Origin of the sequence: Streptomyces sp. NPDC057939 (genome assembly GCF_042887545.1) — a bacterium.
Lineage (GTDB): Bacteria > Actinomycetota > Actinomycetes > Streptomycetales > Streptomycetaceae > Streptomyces.
Genome location: NZ_JBHVPG010000048.1, coordinates 20,830 through 44,210, shown reverse-complemented (window position 1 = coordinate 44,210; position 23,381 = coordinate 20,830). Strand labels below are relative to the sequence as shown.

Genomic DNA, 23,381 nt, shown 5'->3' with positions numbered 1-23,381 from the left:
ACCCGGTCGGGGGCCGGTGAGGTCCTCGAACCCCCTGCCCGGCCGGGATTCGGCAGCACCGTCGGGCGCCTTCCCGGGCCGGGGGCCGCAGCCGTCCACGGACACGGCGCCGGGTGGGTACTCGGCAGCGCCTACGGGCACGGCCCCCGGGCAGGGGTCGCAACCGCCCCCGGGTTCGACGCCGGTCCATGGCGGGCCGGCGTCCCCGGGCGGGTCACCGGCCCACGGCGGGCCGGCGTTCTCGGGCGGGTCACCGGACCATGGCGGGCCGGCGTTCTCGGGCGGGTCACCGGACCATGGCGGGCCGGCGTTCTCGGCCTCGTCACCCGGGCACGAGCCACCGGCGGCGCCGGGCCCCGTGTCGGCGCAGGGTGCTTCGGCGACACCGAGTCCGTCGGGGCAGAACCCCCCGGCGCGGGGCATCCCGTCGGCGCAGGGTCCGGCGTCCGGCCTCGGCGTGCCGCCACCTCCGGCTCCGCCGTGGCCACCGATGCCGCCGGAACCCTCCGCGTCGCAGGATCCCGTCGCGCCGGTCCTGCCGCAGCAACCCCCGTCGCGGCCGGTCGCGCAGCCGCAGGAACGGTCGCCCGAGGGCGAGGGGCCGCTGCCTCGGATCCCGTCCGCGCCGCCCCCGACCTCGGCGCCGCAGACTCCGCTCGCGCGGGGACCGGTGCCGCGGACTGATGCGGCGCCGGAGGCCTTCGACCAGGTTCCGCTGCCGCAGGAACGGTCGCCGCAGGGGCCGTCCGCGCCGGTTTCCGGGCCGCCGCCCCCGCCGCCATTGCCGCCTTCGCCGCCGCAGGCTCCGGCCCCGCAGCAGCCGGCGCCCGAGGGTGCGCCCGGGCAGGGTGCCGGGTCGCCGGCCCCGGTACCGCCTTCGCCGCGACAGGGGCCGTCGGCGCCGATCCCGTTGACGGGGGCATCGTCGGCGGGGCAGGTTCCGCCGCCCGAGATTCCGTCGGGTCGGATCCCGTCGGCGCAGGCACCGACCGGTCAGGCATCGGCCGGTCAGGCATCGGCCGGTCCGGCATCGGCCGGCCCGGCACCGGCCGGCGCGGCACCGGCAGGTCGGGCATCGGGCGATCAACCACCGTCCGCCCCGGCACCGGCGCCGGGTCTTTCGGGGTCGGCGTCGGCGGAGGCGCTGCTGCCGGGACCCCGCCGGGGGTCGTCCGGGCCCCCGCCCCCACCCCCACCCCCGCCCCCATCGGCGCCGCGTGATCCCCGCCTGGCGGGGGAGACGGGGTACGCGCAGGGGGACGTGACGGTGCCGCCGGCCCTGCCGCCGGAGCCGACCGAGCCGCCCGTACCTTTCGGGTCGCCCCACGCGTCCGAACCGCCCACCCACCGGGCACCCGACGACCCGGCACCCGACGACCGGGCCCCCGGCCCCGGAGCAACGCCCGGACCGGCCCCCGCGTACGGTGCCTCCGCCGAGCTTCCGCCCTGGCTCTGGGGCGCGCCACCGGCCCGCACGACCGGCCCGGGGTTCGGCCAGGGCCCCCCGCAGGCCCCGTCCAACGGTCCCGCCGGGCCGGACCTCGGTCAGGACCCGCCCGCCAGGTCCGCCGCGCCGGCGTCCCCGCAGGGCCCGTCCACCCGTTCGGGCGGGCCCGATCTCCCACCGGCTCCCCCCGCTTCCGCCGGTCCGTCACACCGGCGGGACCCGTCCGTACGGGACGCGGGGGCCGGGGCGCCGCAGGCGCTCCCCGCACGGCCCGTCGGGCCGGGGATCCCGCAGGAGACCGCCGCGGGCGCGGGAGCCCCGGCCGCCGGACCGCCTCCGCCCGGCCGCCCCCCGCACGCCGCGCCGCCCGAGTCCGCCGGGGCTCCGCCGGGCAGGCCGCCCGCGCCGGGGCCCGAGCGGCCCACGGTCAGCCACCTCGGGGACCGGGCTCCGACGTACGCCGCGGAACCGGGGGCGCTGCCCGCGGCGGACCCCGCGGCGCTGGGCGACCTGACCCCCGACACGGTCCTGGAGGGTGCCCGCTACGGCACCTACACCCTGCGCGCCGCCTCGGTGCGCGGGGACTCCGCCCGCTACCGGGGCGAGGCGCGCCGGGACTGCCTGCTCACCGCCCGCTTCGGCAGCGGTGACGACGCCCTGGTGCTGGTGGTCCTGGCCGGCGGGGACCGGGCGGCCCCGGGGGTGGGGGAGGCCGCGGTCGAGCTGTGCCACACGGTCGCCGCGGCCGTCGGTCGCAGCCGGGAGCGGCTGGCCGACGACATCCGGGCGGGCCGGCGCGAGGCGCTGCGCTCGGGGCTGCAACGGCTCACCGACCGGGGGTACGGACGGCTCCGCACCCGCGCCGCCGAGCTCGGGCTCCCCGAGGACGCCCGCACGGCCGGTCTGCGCGGCCTGCTGCTGCCCCTGGACCCGCGGTGTCCCCACCGGGTGTGCTTCGGCGCGGGCCCGGGCGGGGTCTTCCGGCTGAGGGCGGGCGAGTGGCAGGACCTGGAGCCCGGCACCGGGTCGCCCACCGGCCCGGGAGCCGCCCCGGCCGTTCCCGAACCCGAACCGGTTACGGGCCCCGGCAACGGGGGCTTCCGGTTCCGGGCCTCCGTGGCCCGCCCCGGTGACACGCTCCTGCTGTGCTCGGGGGGCCTCGCCGAGCCCATGCGGGAGGAGGCCGTGCTGCCGGCGGAACTCGCGGCCCGCTGGTCGGAGGGCGAGCCGCCCGGCCTCGCGGCGTTCCTCGCCGACACCCAGCTCCGCCTCAAGGGGTACGCCGCCGACCGGACGGCGGCCGCGGTCTGGGAGGCGTAACGGCGGAGAACGTGCGTGGATGGGAGGCGCACCCGGCAGTGCCGAACCGGAAAGGGCGCCCCCTCCATGGCCAAGCAGAACGTGGCGGAGCAGTTCGTCGACATCCTCGTGCGCGCGGGCGTGCGGCGGATGTACGGAGTCGTCGGCGACAGCCTCAACCCTGTCGTCGACGCCATCCGCCGGACCGGTGACATCGAGTGGATCCAGGTCCGGCACGAGGAGACGGCCGCCTTCGCGGCGGGCGCCGAGGCGCAGATCACGGGCAGGCTGGCCGCCTGCGCCGGTTCCTGCGGCCCGGGCAACCTGCACCTGATCAACGGGCTGTACGACGCGCAGCGTTCGATGGCGCCCGTCCTCGCCCTCGCCTCGCACATCCCCTCCAGTGAGATCGGGCTCGGCTACTTCCAGGAGACCCATCCCGACCAGCTCTTCCGCGAGTGCAGCCACTACAGCGAGCTGATCTCCAACCCGCGGCAGATGCCCCGGCTGTTGCAGACCGCCGTGCAGCACGCCATCGGCCGCAGTGGGGTGAGCGTCGTCGCGCTGCCCGGTGACATCGCCTCCCAGCCCGCGCCCGAGAAGGCGGTCGAGCACGCGCTGGTGACCGCGCGGCCCACCGTGCGGCCCGGCGACGGGGAGATCGAGAAGCTGGTCCGGCTCGTCGACGAGGCGGAGCGGGTCACCCTCTTCTGCGGCAGCGGCACCGCCGGCGCGCACGCCGAGGTGATGGAGTTCGCGGGCCGGGTCAAGGCGCCGATCGGGCACGCCCTGCGGGGCAAGGAGTGGATCCAGTACGACAATCCGTACGACGTCGGCATGAGCGGGCTGCTCGGCTACGGTGCGGCGTACGAGGCCACGCACGAGTGCGACCTGCTGATCCTGCTGGGCACGGACTTCCCGTACAACGCCTTCCTCCCGGACGACGTGAAGATCGTCCAGGTGGACATCCGCCCCGAACACCTGGGCCGTCGCTCGCAGTTGGACCTGGCGGTCTGGGGGGACGTGCGGGAGACCCTGCGCGCGCTGAACACCCGGGTCAAGGCCAAGGCGGACCGCCGCTTCCTGGACCGGATGCTGAAGAAGCACGCGGACGCCCTGGAGGGGGTGGTGAAGGCCTATACGCGGAAGGTGGAGAAGCACACGCCGATCCATCCCGAGTACGTGGCGTCGGTCCTCGACGAACTCGCCGACGAGGACGCGGTGTTCACCGTCGACACCGGCATGTGCAACGTGTGGGCGGCGCGCTATCTTTCCCCGAACGGAAAGCGGCGCATCATCGGCTCGTTCAGCCACGGTTCCATGGCCAATGCACTTCCCCAGGCGATCGGGGCGCAGTTCACCGACCGGAGCCGTCAAGTGGTCTCGATGTCGGGTGACGGCGGCTTCTCGATGCTGATGGGAGATTTCCTCACCCTGGTGCAGTACGACCTGCCCGTCAAAGTGGTCCTCTTCAACAACTCATCGCTCGGAATGGTCGAGTTGGAGATGTTGGTTTCCGGCCTGCCCTCGTACGGAACCACGAACCGGAACCCGGACTTCGCCGCCATCGCCCGCGCGGCGGGCGCCTACGGGGTTCGCGTGGAGAAGCCCAAGCAGCTCACGGGGGCCCTCAAGGACGCTTTCCGGCACAAGGGGCCCGCTCTGGTGGACGTGGTGACCGACCCCAACGCCCTGTCGATTCCACCGAGGATCAGCGCCGAGATGGTGACCGGTTTCGCACTATCCGCCAGCAAGATCGTGCTGGACGGAGGGGTGGGCAGGATGATCCAGATGGCTCGATCCAACCTCCGCAACGTTCCGCGCCCGTAAGTCCGCAGGAGTGCGAATTGCCCCGGGGGGCATGCATTCCGTAGACCAGTTCGAGCAGTGTGGATGCGGGGGAGGTACATCGCCGTGCGGGTGGGGGCGAATACCGGAAAGCTGTGGAAGAGAGGCCGGCCGGTGCCGCGCGAACCGTCCGCCGGGGGCGGCGGCAGCGCGGCGGACGTGGTGCGGATCAGGCGGAGCGTGGACCGGGCCGACCTGAAGGCCGTGGGCGAGGTCCGACGCGCGCTGCGGGAACTGCTGCGCCACCGGTGCCGGACGGACGCGGCCGACGTCGCGGAGCTGCTGATCACCGAACTCGTCACGAACGCACTCGTCCACACCGAGCACGGCGCGGAGGTGTCCGCGAGCCTCGCCGCCGCCACGCTGCGGGTCGAGGTCCGCGACTACACGGCCCGCCGCCCCCGCCCGTACGTACCGTCCGCCGACGACGGTACGCACGGCCGGGGGCTGGTGTTGGTGCAGGCGCTCGCCGATGCCTGGGGCGTGGACCCGGTGGCGCTGGGGCGCGGCAAGGTCGTCTGGTTCGAGCTGCGCGCGGGCTGAGGCACGTCGACCGTCCCTTCCGGATCTCGCCGGGTCCGTGCCGCTCGGTGCCGCGCGGACCGCGATACGACGGCGGGGCGGCTGCCCCCGGGGAGTTCCCGGGCGGCAACCGCCCCGCCGTGTCGTACGAGCGGTCCGGATCAGCCGAACTGCTGCTCCAGGTCCTTCAGTTTGCGCTCCAGTGAGTCGAGCCGGGGAATCGTCTGGGTGTCGTCCTCGGCGGTGAGGTCGACCGTCCGGGCACCGGACGGATCAAGGGGTTCGGTTCCGTTGACGGCCTGCAGGGAGGGCCGGCGGCGCAGGGGCAGCTGTCCCGCTTCCGATATGGCCGGCTCCGCGCCGACCGGCGCGGAGCCCGTTCCGGGGTTCAGCCCCGGCATGTCGACCTGCCGGGCCCGGGCCCTGCCGAACGCCCGGTTCTGCCGACCGAGGGCCTTGATGTGGGCCCGGTCCAGGCGGTGTTGCTCCCGCCTGCGGTGACGGTCCTGTTCCTTCTCCTTCTTGTCCTCGCGCACCTCGTCCACGGCCTCGTCGAGGGTGCGGACGCCCTCCAGCAGCATGAGCGACCACGCGCCGAAGGTCTCGCGCGGGGCCCGCAGCCAGCGGACCATCCGGATCTGCGGCAACGGCCTCGGGATCAGGCCCTGTTCGCGCAGCGCGGCCCGCCGCGTCTGCTTGAGGGCGCGGTCGAACAGCACGGCCGCCGACAGCGACATCCCCGCGAAGAACTGCGGGGCGCCGTCGTGTCCGAGGCCGCGGGGCGCGTGCACCCAGTTGAACCAGGCGGCCGCGCCCGCGAACATCCAGACCAGCAGGCGGGACCCGAGGGCCGCGTCGCCGTGACTGGCCTCGCGCACGGCCAGCACCGAACAGAACATGGCGGCGCCGTCGAGGCCGAAGGGGACCAGGTACTCCCAGCCCCCGGACAGGTTCAGGTTCTGTCGGCCGAAACCGACGAGTCCGTGGAAGGAGAGCGCCGCGGCCACCGCCGCACAGCAGAAGAGCAGGACGTACGAGGCGGTCCCGTAGACGGCTTCCTTGCGCCGTCGCCGTTCCTCGCTGCGTTCCCAACTGTCCTCGGTCGCGGCCTTCTCGCCCTCCCGCTTGCCCCGGGCCAGTACCGCCACTGCCGCAAGTACGCCCAGGATCAACAGGCTGCCGGGCAGCAGCCAGTCCAGCGATATGTCGGTCAGTCTCATGCGGATGTCCCTTGCCTCGCGTATGCGGCTTTCCGGGCGCCATAGTGACGCAGCCGGTCCGTGGTGCACGCGGGTTTCGGGGCAAGTGGACGCCATCGGGGGGCGGGGCCCGTCGGATAGGGTGTTGTGGCTCGAACTGTCGCTCGTATCAACGGGGTTGAGTTCGAACTCACTTCATCCCTGCGGGTGGGTTCAGTCGGTGGCGGCCTCCGCCACGAGCCGGGCGACGCGGTCCGCGTCGCAGGTGCGCGGACAGGTCGTACAGGTGTCCTCCGGTCGGATCGTGTAGAAGAAGCAGCAGCCGGCCCGGTCGCGGGTCGGCAGCTCCTGGCCGTCGGGCCCGCGCAGGGTGCGGAAGCCCGCCCCGCCCGCGTACGGGGCGGTCGAGCCGGGCAGCAGCAGTTCCAGCTCCCGCATCGCCCGCGGCTCCTCGCCCAGCAACTGCCCGAGGTACCACAGGCTCTCGACGAGGTCGTCGGTCGCCATCGCCCACAGGGCCCGCCGGCCGCGTCGTGTCCGCGGGCCGAAACCTTCCAGCAGCGGGGTGAGGTGCTGGGACACCGCTGCCCGCACCTCGCTCCGCAGTGACTCCTCGTCGGGCACGACACGGGCCCCGGGGAGGGCGGCCGCCGGATCGTCCGGCAGGCACGCGAAGGTCTCGACCCGTACGGCCATCTCGCCGCGGGTCCGGTGGTACGCCACCCGGGACACCGGCAGCCGGGGAACCCGGCGGTCCAGGAACCAGGGGACCGTGATCAGCAGGACGGCGGGCCAGGCGTACCGGTGCAACCCGAATCCGGCCACCACGTCGGGCCGCCCGGGGGTGCCGTAGTCGCGCAGCACCTGGGCGTGGTCCCAGGCGAGGAAGGCGTCGACCGCCTCCCCGCCCGCCGCGAGCTCGTCCGCGCCGACCCATCCCACACCGCGAGGGAGGGGCTCGTGCGCGTCGTGCTCCGTGATCCTCAGTCCGGGGTAGGCCGCCGTCAGGCGCTCGTACGCGTCCGCCACCGGAGAGCCGGCCGGGGCGAGTGCGGGCGGGAGCAGGACGTCAACAGCCAAGCCGGTCATGACGGACCACCGAATCACGCGATCGTTAGAAGGTTAGCCTTACCTTATCTGACCTTCGGGGGGATGCGTCCACCCCCCGCCGCCGGGATTTCCCCCGACCTCGGCGAATCCGGCGCGCCCGGCCCCTTCCACCCCGCTGACCTTGGCCTATTCTCGGAGCCGGTCGAGACCCGGAGGAGGGCCGAATGCACGCTGCGGACCACTCCGCGGCATCGACGAACCCGTCGATTCCCGTACAGAACGCACATAAGGTACTGCGCCATTCGGTGCGCGCGCAGGTGCTGGAGGCCCTGCGGGCCGCCCTCGTGGAGGGCGAGCTGGCGCCGGGGGAGATCTACTCCGGCCCTGCGCTCGGCGAACGGTTCGGGGTCTCCGCGACCCCCGTGCGGGAGGCGATGCAGCAGCTCGCCCTGGAAGGGGCGGTGGAATGCCTGCCCAACCGCGGGTTCCGGGTCCTGACCCGCACTCCCCGCTCGCTGGCGGAACTGGCCGAGGTCAGGGCCTTGCTGGAAGTCCCCGTGATGCTCCGCCTCGCCCGCACCGTCGCGGTCGAGACCTGGGAATCCCTGCGCCCCGGCGCCCTCGCCACGGCCGAGGCGGCCGCCGCGGGCGACCTGCCCGGCTACGCGGCCGCCGACCGGGCCTTCCACCGGGCCGTGCTCTCCCTCGCGGACAACGCCGAGCTCGTACGGCTCGCGGAGGAACTCCACCGGCGCGCCCAGTGGCCCCTGCCGGGAGCCCCCCGCGTCCGCCGCGCCGACCTCGTCGCCGACGCGGCCGAGCACTCCGCCCTCCTGGAGGCCCTGATCGCGGGGGACCTCCCGGTGGTGGAATCACTCGTACGGGAGCACTTCGCCGGCGCCCGCTGAACCGCGGGGGGTTACGCGGGCGACGGGTGGAGCTGGTCGGCCAACCAGGTCGGGATGCCGCCCAGCAGGTGGAACAGGCGACGGGCCTCCGCGCGCAGCCGGGTGGCCTCGGGCTCGGGCTCGGCCTCGGCCAGGGCCGCCAGGGCGGGGGCCGTACCGACCAGGAACCCCAGCTCCTCCCGGATCCGCAGGGACTCCGTGAAGCCCTTGCGGGCCTCCGCGACCTCCCCGTCCCGCAGGGCCAGCGCGGCCAGGTGCCGCCAGGTGAAGGACAGCAGCAGGGTGTCCCCGTGGGTCACCGCGCCGGCATGGGCGCGCCGGTAGGCCGGCAGGGCCGCCTGCGGGGAGTCCGACAGGTGCTCCGCGACCAGCCCCCGCCGGAAGTCCAGCAGCGGCCGGGTCCGGGACCCGGCGGACAACAGGGCCGCCGAGCGGCCGAGGGCCGAGCGGGCCTCGTCGGCCCGGTCGCGGACCCCGAGCACGGTCGCGGCGTAGGCCAGCTGGCCCCGTTCGCACGCAGCGGCGCCCCGTTCGTCGTCGTCCCGGGCCACGGCCTCCGCCACCCGCAGCGCGTCCTCCGCCTCGGCCCACCCCTGGCCGGTGAACAGGCACCGCTCCACCAGGAGCGCGGTGCGCTGCACGGCGGCGCCCGCGTTGTGCGCGTGGGGCGTCAGGAGGGCCGCCGCGTCGCTCCAACAGCCGCGCGAGCGCAGCCGCCATATCGCTCGCTGGAGGGGGTCGTCGCCCCCAGTTGATCCCGCACCGGACATGGCGGTATCCGCCACATTGCCCTCCCCGAAGCAACCAAGCAGCACGTCGTTGAGCCCTGGGGCGAAATGAGAGCACGGATCGGCTGCATCGGCCAAGGGGTCGGGTGAACTCTTTCACAAAGTCCGGACGACGTGTCAGCGGCCCCGGCACGCAAGGCCGTCCCCGCGCACCGCCCCCGGGAGGCGGGGCGGGGCGGTCTTTCCTCAGCTCATCCGCAGTGCGAGGAAGAAGTCGAGCTTGTCCTCGAGCCGGGACAGGTCCCGCGCCGTCAGCTGCTCGATTCGCCCGACCCGGTAGCGCAGCGTGTTGACGTGGAGGTGCAGTCGGGTCGCGCAGCGGGTCCAGGAGCCGTCGCAGTCCAGGAACGCCTCCAGGGTCGGGATGAGCTCCGCCCGGTGTCGCCGGTCGTAGTCGCGCAGCGGGTCCAGCAGGCGGGCCGTGAAGGCCCTGCGCACGTCGTCCGGGACGAACGGCAGCAGCAGGACGTGCGAGGCCAGCTCGTGGTGCCCGGCCGCGCAGACCCGGCCCGGACGGGCGGCGGCGACCCGGCGGGCGTGCCGGGCCTCCTCCAGGGCCCCGCGCAACCCCTCGGCGGAGTGCACGGCGGCGCTGACGCCGAGGGTGAGCCGTCCGTCGTCGGCCAGGCCGGCCGCCAGGGGCTCCCGTACGGAGGCCAGGAGCACGTCGGCGTGCAGGGCGGAATCGGGGCCGCCCTTGTCCTCCCCGGGCTCCCCGGGGAGCGAGGGCAGCGGCACGAGCGCGATGGCCTCGTCACCCGCGTGGGCCACCGCGATCCGGTCGGAGGGCTCGGGTCCCGCGATCGACGGGTCGACCAGGATCTCCTCCAGCAGCGACTGGGCCACCGGCCCGCCGGGGATGTCCCCGCCGTCCCAGTCGACCCGCGCCACCACGACCTGCCAGTGCGGGGCGCCGCCCAGTCCGGGCAGCAGCACCGGCGCGGCCACCCGCAGGCGGGCCGCGATCTCGGCGGGCGCGGCACCCGTCTGGACCAGCTCCAGCACCTCCTGGGCCAGCCGGCGGCGCACCGTACGGGCCGCGTCCCGGCGGTCCCGCTCGACCGCGATCAGCTGGGTGACGCCCTGGAGCAGATCCAGCCGTTCGGCGGGCCAGTCGCCCGCGTCCGCCTCGACGGCCAGCAGCCAGTCCGACAGCACGCTCTCGCGCACGTCACGGGCGGCGGGACCCGGGCCCCGGCCGTGTCCCCTGATCGGGAACAGCGAGTAGGTAATACCCTGGATGGACAACCGGTGCGGGCCCCTGCGGCCGGTCCGGACCGCCGCGAGGTGTTCGCTCGCCAGCGTCGCGCAGACGCCCGGAGCCAGCGGCTCGCCGGCGCCGGCGATCTGCCGGCCCGTGGGCGAGAGCACCCAGGCCCGCAGATCGAGGTCCGTGGTGAGCAGATCCAGCACCACATCGGGTCCCCCTCCCGCCGGGCCCGACGTCATGAGCCGCCGGTGGCGGTCCACGACCGCCGCGAGGTCGCCCGCACGCTCCCCGGAGACCTGCCGCACCACGTATTCCGTGATGGTGGCGAATGCAACGTCCTCGTTCACGGCGAACAGCGGGAGCCGGTTGCGCCGACAGGCTGAAACGAGATCATCGGGGATGTCGCCGAGCTCGGCCTCGCCGGCCGCGAGGCCCGCGACGCCCGCGCTCGCAAGGATTCGTACGAACGGCTCGGAATCGGCTGAATTTCTTCGCCATGCCAGGCCGGTGAGGACGAGTTCTCCTCCCGACAGGTATCGGCTCGGGTCCCGTAGGTCGGTCGTCATGACCCCGCGGACCGTCCGGTCGAGTTCGTCCTCGCCGCCCAGCAGCCGCAGCCCCAGCGCCTCGGTTTCCAGCAGTGCGCGCAGCCGCATGATGTCGCCGCCGATCTGTCTCGAATGTTGCCGTTGGAAATCGGGCAGGTCGTCGCATCCTGCCTTTCATACGAATCTACAAGACGAGGGAGGCCCCCAGCCAACTCCTTCATGGTTTCGGTGACTGCACCCGGGGGACGCGTGGCTTGTGTACTGACTCCACACCGCATTAACAGCACGTGAACGACCAGTCGAGGGCCCTTCGGCCTCCTGGCTTGAAGTGAACGACACGATGAAGAAGAAGAGAGCCGCACATGGACTTCCTTCGCCCCGCCAGCTGGGAGGAGGCGCTCGCCGCTAAGGCCGAGTACCCCACAGCTGTGCCGATTGCGGGTGGCACCGACATCATGGTCGAGATCAATTTCGACCACCGCCGTCCGGAGTACCTCCTCGACCTCAACCGCATCGGTCTGCTGCGGGAGTGGGAGGTAGGCGAGGAGGTCACCAAGCTGGGCGCCTCCGTCCCGTACACCCAGATCATGGAGAACCTGCGCGGTACGCTGCCGGGTCTCGCGCTCGCCTCGCACACGGTCGCGTCCCCGCAGATCCGCAACCGCGGCGGTGTCGGCGGCAACCTCGGTTGCGCCTCGCCGGCCGGTGACTCCCACCCCGCCCTCCTCGCGGCAGGCGCGGAGGTCGAGGTCGAGTCGGTCCGCGGCGCGCGACTGATCCCGATCGACGAGTTCTACACGGGCGTCAAGCGCAACGCGCTGGCTCCCGACGAGCTCATCAAGACGATCCACATCAAGAACGCCTCCGGTCCGCAGCAGTACTCGAAGGTCGGCTCCCGCAACGCGATGGTCATCGCGGTGTGCGCCTTCGGTCTGGCGCTGCACCCCGACTCCCGCACGGTCCGCACCGGCATCGGGTCGGCCGCGCCGACCCCGATCCGGGCGAAGGCCGCCGAGGAGTTCCTGAACGCCGCGCTCGAAGAGGGCGGCTTCTGGGAGTCGGGCAAGGTCATCACCCCGTCGATCGCCAAGCAGTTCGGTGACCTCGCCTCCGGCGCGGCCAACCCGATCGACGACGTCCGCGGCACGGCGAAGTACCGCCGCCACGCGGTAGGCATCATGGCTCGCCGTCAGCTCGTCTGGACGTGGGAGCAGTACCGCGGCACCAACGGCCGCTCGCTCGAAGGGGCTGCGTAACCATGCGCGTCAATTTCACTGTCAACGGTCGTCAGCAGGAAGCCGACGACGTGTGGGAGGGCGAGTCCCTCCTCTACGTCCTGCGCGAGCGCATGGGCCTGCCGGGCTCGAAGAACGCTTGCGAGCAGGGTGAGTGCGGTTCGTGCACCGTCCGTCTGGACGGCGTGCCGGTCTGCTCCTGTCTGGTGGCCGCCGGTCAGGTCGAGGGTCGCGACGTCGTGACCGTCGAGGGCCTGGCGGACTTCGCCAAGCAGCGCGAGGAGCACGGCCACGGCGGTGCCTGCGGCACCGGCGGCGGCTGCGGAAGCAAGGGCGTGACCACCGACGAGGCGAAGCGCTGGGCGGCCAAGCCCGGTGACTCCCAGACCGGTGAGGGCATCGAGCTCTCCAACATCCAGCAGGCGTTCATCGACGCCGGCGCCGTCCAGTGCGGTTTCTGCACCCCGGGTCTGCTCGTCCAGGCGGACGCGCTGCTGGAGGAGAACTCCGACCCGTCCGACCAGGACATCCGTGAGGCCCTGTCCGGCAACCTCTGCCGCTGCACGGGCTACGAGAAGATCCTCGACGCGGTCCGCCTCGCGGCCGCCCGTCAGGGAGAGGCGGTCTGACCATGGCTCAGAACACCCGCACCGTGCCCGCCGGTACGCCGACGAACGTCACCCAGAAGCACAACAAGGGCGGCATCGGCGAGTCCATCCTCCGTCCGGACGGCACCCTCAAGGTCACCGGCGAGTTCGCGTACTCCTCGGACATGTGGCACGAGGACATGCTGTGGGGCCAGACGCTGCGCAGCACCGTCGCCCACGCCGAGATCGTCTCCATCGACATCTCCGAGGCGCTCGCCATGCCCGGCGTGTACTCGGTGCTGACGTACGACGACCTGCCGGCCGAGATGAAGAACTACGGCCTGGAGATCCAGGACACCCCGGTTCTCGCCAACGGCCGAGTACGTCACCACGGTGAGCCGGTCGCCCTCGTGGCCGCCGACCACCCGGAGACCGCCCGCCGCGCGGCCGCCAAGATCAAGATCGACTACCGTGAGCTGCCGCTCGTCACGGACGAGGCCTCCGCCCTCGCCGAGGGCGCGCCGCTGATCCACGAGGGCCGCGACGACCACCACATCGGTCACGTCCCGCACCCGAACATCGTGCACCGCCAGCCGATCATCCGCGGCAACGTGGAAGAGGCCCGCAAGCGCGCCGACGTCATCGTCGAGGGCGAGTACACGTTCGGCATGCAGGACCAGGCCTTCCTCGGCCCGGAGTCCGGCCTGGCCGTGCCGTCCGAGGACGGCGGCGTCGAGCTGTACGTCGCCACCCAGTGGCTGCACTCGGACCTCCAGCAGATCGCCCCGGTCCTCGGCCTGCCGCCGGAGAAGGTCCGCATGACGCTCTCGGGCGTCGGCGGTGCCTTCGGTGGCCGCGAGGACATCTCGATGCAGATCCACGCCTGCCTCCTGGCCCTGGCCACGAACAAGCCGGTCAAGATCGTCTACAACCGCTTCGAGTCCTTCTTCGGTCACGTGCACCGCCACCCGGCGAAGCTCTACTACGAGCACGGCGCCACCAAGGACGGCAAGCTCACGCACATGAAGTGCAAGATCGTCCTGGACGGCGGCGCGTACGCGTCCGCCTCCCCGGCGGTCGTGGGCAACGCCTCCTCCCTCTCGGTCGGTCCCTACGTCCTGGAGGACGTGGACATCGAGGCGATCGCGCTTTACACGAACAACCCGCCGTGCGGCGCGATGCGCGGCTTCGGCGCCGTCCAGGCCTGCTTCGCCTACGAGGCCCAGATGGACAAGCTCGCGGAGAAGCTGGGCATGGACCCGGTCGAGTTCCGCCAGCTCAACGCCATGGAGCAGGGCACGATCATGCCCACCGGCCAGGTCGTGGACGCCCCGGCGCCCGTCGCCGAGCTGCTGCGCCGGGTCAAGGCCCGCCCGCTGCCGCCCGAGCGTCAGTGGGAGTCGGCCGGCGAGGGCGCGGACGTCCGCGCGCTGCCCGGCGGCCTCTCCAACACCACCCACGGCGAGGGCGTCGTCCGCGGCGTCGGCTACGCGGTCGGCATCAAGAACGTCGGCTTCTCCGAGGGCTTCGACGACTACTCCACCGCCCGCGTGCGCCTGGAGGTCATCAACGGCGAGCCCGTCGCGATGGTCCACACGGCCATGGCGGAGGTCGGCCAGGGCGGCATCACCGTCCACACGCAGATCGCCCGTACCGAGCTGGGCGTCACGCAGGTGACGATCCACCCGGCCGACACGCAGGTCGGCTCCGCCGGTTCCACGTCCGCCTCCCGGCAGACGTACATGACCGGTGGCGCCGTGAAGAACACCTGTGAGGCGGTCCGCGAGGCCCTGCTGGAGATCGGCCGTCGCAAGAAGGGCTCGTACCACCCGGCGTGGGCCACGGCCGAGCTGCTCCTCGAAGGCGGAAAGGTCGTCACCGACGGCGGCGAGGTCCTCGCGGACATCGCGGACGTCCTGGAGGGCGAGGACGCGATCGACCTCGAACTCGAATTCCGTCACGCGGCGACCGAGCCCTTCGACCTGGTCACCGGCCAGGGCAACGGGCACGTCCAGTACACCTTCGCCGCGCACCGCGCGGTCGTCGAGGTGGACACCGAGCTGGGCCTGGTCAAGGTCGTCGAGCTGGCGACCGCCCAGGACGTCGGCAAGGCGCTGAACATGCTCTCCGTGGTCGGCCAGATCCAGGGTGGTACCACCCAGGGCCTGGGCGTCGCGATCATGGAAGAGATCATCGTGGACCCGAAGACCGCGAAGGTGCGCAACCCCTCCTTCACGGACTACCTGATCCCGACCATCCTCGACACCCCGACCATCCCGGTCGACGTCCTGGAGCTCGCCGACCCGAAGGCCCCGTACGGCCTGCGCGGCATGGGCGAGGCCCCGACCCTCTCGTCCACCCCGGCCGTCATCGCGGCGATCCGGCAGGCGACCGGTCTGGAGATCAACAAGACGCCGATCCGTCCGGAAGCCCTCACCGGCACCCTCTAGGACGGCGTGGTCCGGGGGCTCCGGCCCCCGGACCCACCCCCGGATTTCCGGGCGGCGGTACAGGGAACGTCACACTTTCGGTCCCGCCGCCCGGAGCACGAAGTACCGCACCGCTCGCGGTCCTCGCACCTGGCAGTACCCCTGCAGAAACCCCCACGTAGTACCAGCGGTCACCCCCGCACTACCCGCAGTAAACGCAGTGAACATTCGCGTCGCCTCGGGCCGTCACCCCGGGTCGTGCAGCCAAACGCAGTTTCCCAAATCCCGTGTCTCCAATCTTTATGCGGGTGCCCCTTTGAACCTTGGGAGTTAGGCACCATGACCCAGTCATCAGTGGAGCCCAAGACCACCGCGGAAGAGGCCGGCGACGGCACTCTGAATCCCGCGGGCCGTTCTTGGCTCGACCGGTATTTCCATATAACGCACAGAGGATCCAACGTCGGCAACGAGGTTCGTGGCGGTATCACGACCTTCATGGCCATGGCGTACATCCTGCTGCTCAACCCGCTCATCCTTTCCGGCAAGGACGTCGCCGGGAACACCATGTCGCCGGCGGCGCTGATCACGGCCACCGCGTTCGCGGCTGCCCTGACCACGCTCCTCATGGGCTTCGTCGGCAAGGTGCCGCTCGCACTCGCCGCCGGACTCTCCGTCTCGGGCGTGCTGGCCTCGCAGGTGGCACCGCAGATGACCTGGCCGCAGGCCATGGGCATGTGCGTGATGTACGGCGTCGTGATCTGTCTCCTGGTCGTCACCGGCCTCCGAGAGATGATCATGAACGCGATCCCCCTCGCGCTCAAGCACGCCATCACCATGGGCATCGGCCTCTTCGTCGCCCTCATCGGCCTCGTGAAGGCCGGATTCGTGCACGGTTCCCAGGTCGGCGGGCCGGTCACCCTCGGCCCCGCCGGTGAGCTCGCCGGCTGGCCCGTCCTGCTCTTCTGCATCACCCTGCTCGCCATCTTCATGCTGCAGGCCCGCAAGGTCCCCGGCGCGATCCTGATCGGCATCGTCGGCGGCACCATCCTGGCCGCGATCCTGAACGCCGTCGTCGACATCGACCCGAAGGCCTGGAAGAACGGCCCGCCGGAGCTCTCCGGCTCCGCGGTCTCGATGCCCGACTTCTCGCTCTTCGGCAAGGTCGAGTTCGGCGGCTGGGGCGACGTCGGCGTCATGACGATCGGCATGATCGTCTTCACCCTGGTGCTCGCCGGCTTCTTCGACGCGATGGCCACCATCATCGGCGTCGGCACCGAGGCCAAGCTGGCCGACGACAAGGGCCGCATGCCGGGCCTGTCCAAGGCCCTGTTCATCGACGGCGCCGGTGGCGCCATCGGTGGTGTCGCGGGCGGCTCCGGCCAGACCGTGTTCGTCGAGTCCGCCACCGGCGTCGGTGAGGGTGCCCGCACGGGTCTCGCCTCCGTCGTCACCGGCCTCTTCTTCGCCGCCTGCCTCTTCTTCACCCCGATCACCCAGGTGGTTCCGGGCGAGGTCGCCTCCGCGGCCCTGGTCGTCATCGGCGCGATGATGATGCAGAACGCCCGCCACGTGGACTGGGCCGACAGCGCGACCGCGATCCCGGTCTTCCTGACCGTCGTGATCATGCCGTTCACCTACCAGATCACCGCCGGCGTCGCGGCCGGTGTCATCTCCTACGTGGCCATCAAGGTCGCGCAGGGCAAGGCCCGCGAGATCGGCGCCTTCATGTGGGTCCTGACGGGCATCTTCCTGGTGTTCTTCGCCCTCAACCCGATCGAGGGCTGGCTCGGGGTCCACTGACCCGGCTCCACTCCGTAAGAGAACCGCACCCTCCACGTATTCGATACTGGAAACCGAACCCCTCCGAGGAGGCCGCACATGCTGGACATCGCCGAAGAACTGAACCGGTGGGTCGAGCAGGGACGTGACTTCGCCGTCGCCACGGTCGTGGCGGTCGGCGGGAGCGCACCCCGGCAACCCGGTGCCGCGCTCGCCGTCGACGGCGAGGGCACCGCGATCGGTTCGGTTTCCGGTGGATGCGTGGAGGGTGCGGTCTACGAGCTGTGCCAGCAGGCGCTGGAGGACGGCGAGACCGTCCAGGAGCGCTTCGGGTACAGCGACGACGATGCTTTCGCCGTGGGTCTGACCTGCGGCGGAATCATCGACATCCTGGTCACCCCGGTCCCCGTGGGCTCGCCCCTGCGCCCGGTACTGGCCGCCGCCCTGGCCGCCGCCGCCCGCGGCGAGGCCGCCGCGGTGGCCCGGATCGCCGAAGGCCCGGCCGAGCTCATGGGCCGCGCCGTCACCGTCCGTGCCGACGGCTCCTACGAGGGCGGCTTCGGGGGACACCCCGAGCTGGACCGCACCCTCGCCGAGGAGGCCCGCGCCATGCTGGACGCCGGGAAGACCGGCGTACTGGAGATAGGCGCCGACGGGCGGCTCTGCGGCGAGCCCCTCAAGGTGCTCGTCGAGTCCAGCGTGCCGCCGCCCCGGATGATCGTCTTCGGTGCCATCGACTTCGCCTCCGCCCTGGTGCGGATCGGCAAGTTCCTCGGCTATCACGTGACCCTCTGCGACGCCCGGCCCGTGTTCGCCACGAAGAACCGTTTCCCCGAGGCGGACGACATCGTGGTCGACTGGCCGCACCGTTACCTGGAGGCCCAGGCCGAAGCGGGCGCCGTCGACGCCCGGACCGTCCTGTGCGTCCTCACCCACGACGCCAAGTTCGACGTCCCGCTCCTCGAACTGGCCCTCAAGCTTCCCGTCGCCTACGTCGGCGCCATGGGCTCCCGCCGCACCCACGAGGACCGCAACAAGCGGCTCCGCGACGTCGGCGTGACCGAGCTCGAACTGGCCCGACTGCGCTCCCCGATCGGCCTGGACCTCGGCGCCCGCTCCCCGGAGGAGACCGCGCTGTCCATCGCCGCCGAGATCGTCGCGAACCGCCGCGGCGGCACCGGGGCCGCGCTCACCGGCGCGCACATCCCGATCCACCACGACACCTCGAACTCCGTGATCGGCAGGATCGGATCCGTCGCTTGAAGCGGTGAGTGACGGCCGGGAGCGGGTGCCGGCCGGAAGCGGACGAAGGGCGCGACCCATTGGGTTGCGCCCTTTTGACGTTCCCCCTATCTTACCGGCCGGTAAGGAGAGGCGACCTCTCCGTCCCCTCGGAACACCGGAGTTGACCGGATGTTACGTACCGTGCGAAATCCGCGAGCGCTGTTGGCGCGGCGCCCCCTGCGGACCCTGGCCGTGCTCACCACGGCGGCCCTGCTGACAGCCCTCGCGCCGGCGTCCGCCGCGCCGGCGCCCCCGGCCGCCCCCGGCGACGGCCTGCGCGAGGTGTTCTTCGTCGGGAACAACTGGGAGGGGACCGCCGACGTCCTCGCCTCCACCGGCGACCTCGCCAGGATCGGCAGGATCGACGTGATCCCCGACAAGGCCGACCGGCTGTGGGAGATCCACCTCAACCCGCTGAAGCTCGCGTTCTTCCTCGGCATCCGCGAGAGCGCCGGCGAGGGCCACGACCAGTTCGTCGACGACATGTACACCACCCCGGACGGCTCGGCCGTCGTCGTCTCCCGGCCGAGCTTCGCCGACGTCGTGTCCATCGACGTGCGCTCCGGTCGGATCAACTGGCGCTTCCCCGTCGCGGGCTTCCGGTCCGACCACATGGCGGTCTCGCCGGACGGCACCCGCGTCGCCGTCTCCGCCTCCACGGCCAACACCGTGCACGTGCTGGACATCGCCACCGGGCGACAGGTCGGCTCGTTCCGCACCGGTGACAAACCGCACGAGAACACCTACACCCGCGACGGCCGCTTCCTGTGGAACAGCTCGATCGGCGAGGTGAACACCGCCCTCGACGCGCCCTGGCTGGACTGGACGAAGGGCGACCGGAAGATCACCGTGGTGGACACGCAGACCTTCCGCACCGTGCGCGTCATCGACATGCGCGAACGCCTCGACGCCTTCGGCCGCCCCGACCTCTCCGACTCCGTACGCCCGGTCGCCTTCAGTCCCGACGAGTCGAAGTTCTACTTCCAGGTGTCGTTCTTCAACGGTTTCCTGGAATACGACGTGCCCACCGACCGGATCACCCGCCTCAAGACCCTCCCGACGAACCCGGACACGAGCTCCGACCGGACCACCTGGGTCAACGACTCCCGCCACCACGGCATGTCCATGAGCCCGGACGGATCCAAGCTCTGCATCGCGGGAACCATGGACGACTACGCCACCGTCGTGGACCGCGCCACCCTCGCGGAAGGACCGCTGGTGCCCGCGGCCAAGCCCTACTGGGCCACCGTCGACGGGGACGGCAAGGGCTGCGTCATCTCGGAGAGCGGCGCCGACCGGGTCACGGCCATCGACTTCGCCACCGGCGCCAAGCGGGTGTCCGTGCCCGTCGGCGACCACCCGCAGCGCGTCCGGCTCGGCCACGTCCCGACGGACTGGACGGGGCCTGCCGCACGCTGACGCATGAACGGCGCCGGCGGGGGCGCCGCCGAGGAGGTGGGCGGCGCTGCGGGGCCGGGCGGCGCGGGCGCTGGAACTGGCCATTCCGTCAAATGAGGCCCATATCGGGTGACCGGTCCACGATGACCGATTAGTCTCGCGATCATGGTGGACATCCGCGAGGTACCCGAGGCCGACATCGACCGCGCCCAGGAGCTCGCCTACCTGGTCTTCCACGACCGCCCCGAACCCGAAGGGCGCGAGCGGCACCACGCCCTGCTCGGTCGCTGCTCGCGCCTGGGCGCCTACGACGGCGCCGCGCTGGTCGGCTTCATGGCCGCGCACGACTTCCGGCTCTCCGTCCCCGGCGGCGAACTCCGCTGCCCCGGGCTCACCTTCGTGTCCGTGGCCCCCACCCACCGCCGCCGGGGCGTCCTGACCGCCCTCATGGACGAGCACCTGCGCCGCGCCGCCGAGGCGGGCAGTCCGCTCGCCGCCCTGTGGGCCTCCGAATCCGCCATCTACGGGCGCTTCGGCTACGGCGCCGCCACCCAGGGCCTCACCATCGAGATCGACTCCAGCCGGCCGCTGGCCCTGCGCATCGCCCCCGACCCCCGCCCGCTGCGCCTCGTCGCACCGGAGGACGCCCTCGCCGTGATCGGCCCCCGCCACGAGGCGGCCCGGAAGGAACGGGCGGGCCGCCCGAGCCGCAGCCCGGAGCGCTGGGCCGAGGAGTGGCTCTGCGAACAGGACGAGGAGGACGAGGAGTTGGGGCCGCCCAGGATCATCGTCCTGGGCGATCCAGGTGAGCCCGTCGCGGGATACGTCCTCTTCCGCACGAAGCCGGAGGACGACGCGGCCGGTCCCGGCCGCACCCCGGGACTGGTGCGCGTCGACGAACTGGAGGCGGACACCCCGGCCGTGGCCGCCGCCCTGTGGGACTGCGTGGCCTCCCTGGACCTGACCGGCCGGGTCCGGGCCTGGGGCCGCCCCGCCGACGACCCGCTCCTGCACTTCGCCGCCGACCGCGACCAGGTCAGGGTCACCGCCCAGTTCCCCGCGCTCTGGCTGCGCCTGATCGACGTACGGTCCGCCCTGGCCGCCCGGGACTGGGCCGCGCCCGTGGAACTCGTCCTGGACCTGTCCGACGTGCGCAGGCCCGCGAACGCGGGGCGGTTCCGGCTCAAGGCCGGCCCGGACGGCACGGCGTACGAACCGGCCCGGGCGGAGCCCGACCTGGTGCTCGACGTACGGGAGTTGGCCGCCTGCTACCTCGGTGGGACCCGGATGTCCGAGCTGGTGGCCGCCGGGCTCGTCGCAGAACGCACGCCCGGCGCGGCGGCCGCACTGGACGCCGCCCTGCGCACCGACGTACTGCCCCACACGGCCGACGAGTTCTGACGGCCGACGAGTTCCGGTCCCGGTCGGGGGCGGGGGAGCGGTCCGCCCCCGACCCGCCGCCGGTCCGCCCCCGCCCTCGTCGCCGGGCCGCCGGTCCGGAGGGCTCAGGCGGGCAGTGAGATCCGTGCCGCCGACATGCCGAAGCCGGACCGCAGGACCCCCGTGGACAGGGCGTCCGCCGGTCGGTGCAGGTCCTCCTCGCGGTAACGGCGGCACTTCTCGTGCCAGTTGAGGATCCCCGCCAGCCAGTCCCCGAGCTCGCCGACGTACGCGTCGAGACCGGCCCTGGCGTCTGCGTCCAACTTCCAGTCGGAGTACAGCAACGGCAGCTGGTTCGCCGCGATGTGCTGGAACTCCTCGACGCGTTGCCGCATCAGCGAGTGGCAGATCCGCAGCGCCTCCGGATAGCCGATGTCGAAGAAGTTGCGGGTGACGAGGAGGTGGTTGTGCACCTCGCCCTCGACCTCCAACTCCTTCTGGTAGGAGTAGATGTCGTTGATCAGGCAGCCCACGTCCGCCGCCGCGTTCTCCAGGGACCGGATCGTTCCCGAGGCGTAGATGTCGTCGGGGATGCCCCGTCCCGTGAGGCCCAGCCGGCACAGGTACATCGTCAGGTGGGAGCCGAACGTGCTGCGGCGCATCTCCGCGTAGTCCACCGGGTCCGGGATGCGGTTCAGGATCTGGTTCTCGATCTCCCAGACCCAGCTCTCCAGCATGCTCACCAGCGTGGCCCGGAACTCGGCGCGGACGCCCGGCGTCATGTCCGAGCTGGTACGAACCCACAGGTCGGCGAGCGAACGTTCCATCGCGGTGACCGGCGGAGGCTGCTCGGCGTGGTCGACGGGGATCATCGAGACGAGCCGGGCCGTGGTGGCCTTGGCCGCCGAAAGGTTCTTCGCCCCGCCGAACACCACGGGGTAGTAGTCGTCCCCGTACGTTCCCCAGGTCAGCCAGCAGGAGTTGAGCAGCAGCGCCTCGGGCGTGGCGTCGGGGTCGATGCCGGCGGAGCAGAGCGCGAAGTCGTAGCCGCGCAGCTTGTCCTCCGTCCAGATCGCGGAGCCGGGATCGCCGGGCTGCGGGTCGAGCAGGCCCATGCGGCGCGCCCAGGCGACGGACCCCTCGCGGGCGTGGTCGAGGTGGGGGCTCAGCGAGAGCGGGAACGGCAGGGACAGGTCCGGGATCACGGACGGCCCGGTGCGTTCGAAGGGGACGTGGGTGAAGGAGCGTCGGCGCAGCTCCGTCGAGCGGCGGGTGAAGAGGGATCCGAGGTCGAGGGCGGTGGTGCCCAGGCCGGAGGGGAGGAAGGGGAGGGTGAGCGGGGCGGTGGGTTTGGCCTCCTTGTTCATGTAGCGGCTGGAGACCATGTGCCATTCGTGGCCACCGGACTGCCAGTCCTGGAGGCCCTTGGTGTAGGCGAGGACCGCGGCGATCTCGGTCGGGTCCATGGCGCGGTCGACGAAGAGCTGGGGGAGTTCGACGAGCGCCGTCTGCTCGAACTGGTGGAGGCGGGAGGTGAGCAGGTCGTTGGAGGCCTCGGCCGCCTCCTGGGTCGTGCAGTCGAGGAAGGTCTCCAACACCAGGATCGCGTTGGAGAGTTCGCCCTCGTCGGTGACCTCGCGCTGGTAGGAGAAGATGTCGTTCCTGATGTGCACGGCGTCGGAGAAGGCGTCGCGCAGCACGCCGAGCGGCCGCGAGTGCGCGACGCGCGCCGGGACCTCGGCGGAGACGTACTCGATCAGGCCCGCCGACCAGGGGGCGCCGCCCACCTTGCGGCGCATCTCGATGTATTCGAGGGGGTTCGCCACCCGCCCGATGTTGATGTTGGCGAGTTCCCACATCGACTCGTCGAGGAGGTTCTTCGTCGACAGGGAGAAGCGTTCCCGCCAGTCCATCGACATCGCCGGGACGGTACGGGCCCACAGGTCGGCGAGGCCGGCCTCGACGGGATTGGTGGGCTCGGGGAACCCGCCGGCCAGGTCCATCGGCATGAAGGCGGCGAGCCGGTCCAGGTAGGCCTTGGCCCCGTCGCGGTCCTGGGAGCGCTTGTACATCTCCAGGAAGTGGTCGTCGAAGAAGAAGACCCACACGTACCAGTCGGTGACCAGGGAGAGCGCGGCGGAGTCGCAGTCGGGGTGGGTGTACGAGCAGAGCAGGGCGTAGTCGTGCGAGTCGAGGTCCTTCTCCTCCCACACGCCGGAACCCTCCAGCATCCCGAAGTCGCGGGCCCACTTCTTGGTGTGGGTCCTGGCGTCCTCCAGGTGTGGGTTCAGTCGCGCCGGATGGGGCACGTAGAAATCCGGCAGTTGGAACGGCTGCGTCACGACGGGGTCGGCCTTTCGTCCACGGGTGCGGGGAGCCGGCGTTCCGTCCCCCCGGCACGAGATCAGCAGGGCCCTACCCCTGATGCCGCCGGGATAAGGGGGAGTTCACCGCTTCAGGTGACGCGGAC

Annotated in this window: 16 protein-coding genes; 11 read left to right on the top strand and 5 right to left on the bottom strand. The window is 72.1% G+C overall.

The window, feature by feature from the left end; genetic code table 11:
• The first annotated feature begins 1,261 nt into the window (after positions 1-1,261).
• The 3 genes from ACFVS6_RS34130 (at position 1,262) to ACFVS6_RS34120 (ending at position 5,137) form a co-directional block, all read left to right on the top strand.
• A complete protein-coding gene (locus tag ACFVS6_RS34130) occupies positions 1,262-2,767 on the top strand; it encodes a protein phosphatase 2C domain-containing protein (RefSeq protein WP_389710125.1) in 1,506 nt (501 codons plus the stop codon).
• 66 nt (positions 2,768-2,833) lie between these two features.
• Complete coding sequence (locus ACFVS6_RS34125) at positions 2,834-4,576, top strand: pyruvate dehydrogenase (protein WP_389710123.1); 1,743 nt, start codon at positions 2,834-2,836, stop codon at positions 4,574-4,576.
• A gap of 132 nt (positions 4,577-4,708) precedes the next feature.
• The gene (locus tag ACFVS6_RS34120) at positions 4,709-5,137 is read left to right on the top strand and encodes an ATP-binding protein (protein WP_389710122.1); all 429 of its coding nucleotides are present in this window, start codon (positions 4,709-4,711) and stop codon (positions 5,135-5,137) included.
• Between the two features lie 140 nt (positions 5,138-5,277).
• On the opposite strand, the gene ACFVS6_RS34115 is transcribed toward ACFVS6_RS34120, so the two are convergent.
• Both ACFVS6_RS34115 and ACFVS6_RS34110 read right to left on the bottom strand, forming a co-directional pair.
• Positions 5,278-6,336 carry a DUF2637 domain-containing protein gene (locus tag ACFVS6_RS34115; protein WP_389710120.1) on the bottom strand — a complete coding sequence of 353 codons (1,059 nt, stop codon included), beginning with the start codon at positions 6,334-6,336 and terminating at the stop codon, positions 5,278-5,280.
• A 192-nt stretch (positions 6,337-6,528) separates the two neighbouring features.
• On the bottom strand, positions 6,529-7,404 hold the full coding sequence (locus ACFVS6_RS34110) for a (2Fe-2S)-binding protein (RefSeq protein ID WP_389710119.1): 876 nt from the start codon (positions 7,402-7,404) through the stop codon (positions 6,529-6,531).
• A 185-nt stretch (positions 7,405-7,589) separates the two neighbouring features.
• On the opposite strand from ACFVS6_RS34110, the gene ACFVS6_RS34105 reads away from it, so the two are divergent.
• The gene (locus tag ACFVS6_RS34105) at positions 7,590-8,273 is read left to right on the top strand and encodes a GntR family transcriptional regulator (RefSeq protein WP_389710117.1); all 684 of its coding nucleotides are present in this window, start codon (positions 7,590-7,592) and stop codon (positions 8,271-8,273) included.
• Between the two features lie 11 nt (positions 8,274-8,284).
• On the opposite strand, the gene ACFVS6_RS34100 is transcribed toward ACFVS6_RS34105, so the two are convergent.
• Positions 8,285-9,058 (bottom strand): hypothetical protein, encoded by a 774-nt coding sequence (locus ACFVS6_RS34100; protein ID WP_389710116.1) that lies wholly within the window; start codon positions 9,056-9,058, stop codon positions 8,285-8,287.
• 189 nt (positions 9,059-9,247) lie between these two features.
• Positions 9,248-10,927: a PucR family transcriptional regulator gene (locus ACFVS6_RS34095; protein ID WP_389710114.1), complete on the bottom strand. Its 1,680-nt coding sequence runs from the start codon at positions 10,925-10,927 to the stop codon at positions 9,248-9,250.
• Between the two features lie 254 nt (positions 10,928-11,181).
• Between ACFVS6_RS34095 and ACFVS6_RS34090 the strand changes: the two genes are divergently transcribed.
• The 7 genes from ACFVS6_RS34090 (at position 11,182) to ACFVS6_RS34060 (ending at position 20,932) form a co-directional block, all read left to right on the top strand.
• Entirely contained in the window at positions 11,182-12,075 is an 894-nt protein-coding gene (locus ACFVS6_RS34090) for an FAD binding domain-containing protein (protein WP_389710112.1), read from the top strand.
• Positions 12,076-12,077: 2 nt separating this feature from the next.
• Positions 12,078-12,683, top strand: a complete 606-nt coding sequence (locus ACFVS6_RS34085; protein ID WP_281207619.1) for a (2Fe-2S)-binding protein — start codon at positions 12,078-12,080, stop codon at positions 12,681-12,683.
• 2 nt (positions 12,684-12,685) lie between these two features.
• A complete protein-coding gene (locus tag ACFVS6_RS34080) occupies positions 12,686-15,091 on the top strand; it encodes a xanthine dehydrogenase family protein molybdopterin-binding subunit (protein WP_389710110.1) in 2,406 nt (801 codons plus the stop codon).
• Between the two features lie 318 nt (positions 15,092-15,409).
• Positions 15,410-16,870, top strand: coding sequence for an NCS2 family permease (locus ACFVS6_RS34075; RefSeq protein WP_389710108.1), 1,461 nt, complete (start codon positions 15,410-15,412; stop codon positions 16,868-16,870).
• 78 nt (positions 16,871-16,948) lie between these two features.
• Complete coding sequence (locus ACFVS6_RS34070) at positions 16,949-18,112, top strand: XdhC family protein (protein ID WP_389710106.1); 1,164 nt, start codon at positions 16,949-16,951, stop codon at positions 18,110-18,112.
• 150 nt (positions 18,113-18,262) lie between these two features.
• Entirely contained in the window at positions 18,263-19,552 is a 1,290-nt protein-coding gene (locus ACFVS6_RS34065) for a YncE family protein (RefSeq protein WP_389710104.1), read from the top strand.
• 144 nt (positions 19,553-19,696) lie between these two features.
• Positions 19,697-20,932: a GNAT family N-acetyltransferase gene (locus ACFVS6_RS34060; RefSeq protein ID WP_389710102.1), complete on the top strand. Its 1,236-nt coding sequence runs from the start codon at positions 19,697-19,699 to the stop codon at positions 20,930-20,932.
• 104 nt (positions 20,933-21,036) lie between these two features.
• Here ACFVS6_RS34060 and ACFVS6_RS34055 read toward each other — a convergent pair whose 3' ends face one another.
• Positions 21,037-23,253 (bottom strand): germacradienol/geosmin synthase, encoded by a 2,217-nt coding sequence (locus ACFVS6_RS34055; RefSeq protein ID WP_389710100.1) that lies wholly within the window; start codon positions 23,251-23,253, stop codon positions 21,037-21,039.
• Positions 23,254-23,381 lie beyond the last annotated feature (128 nt).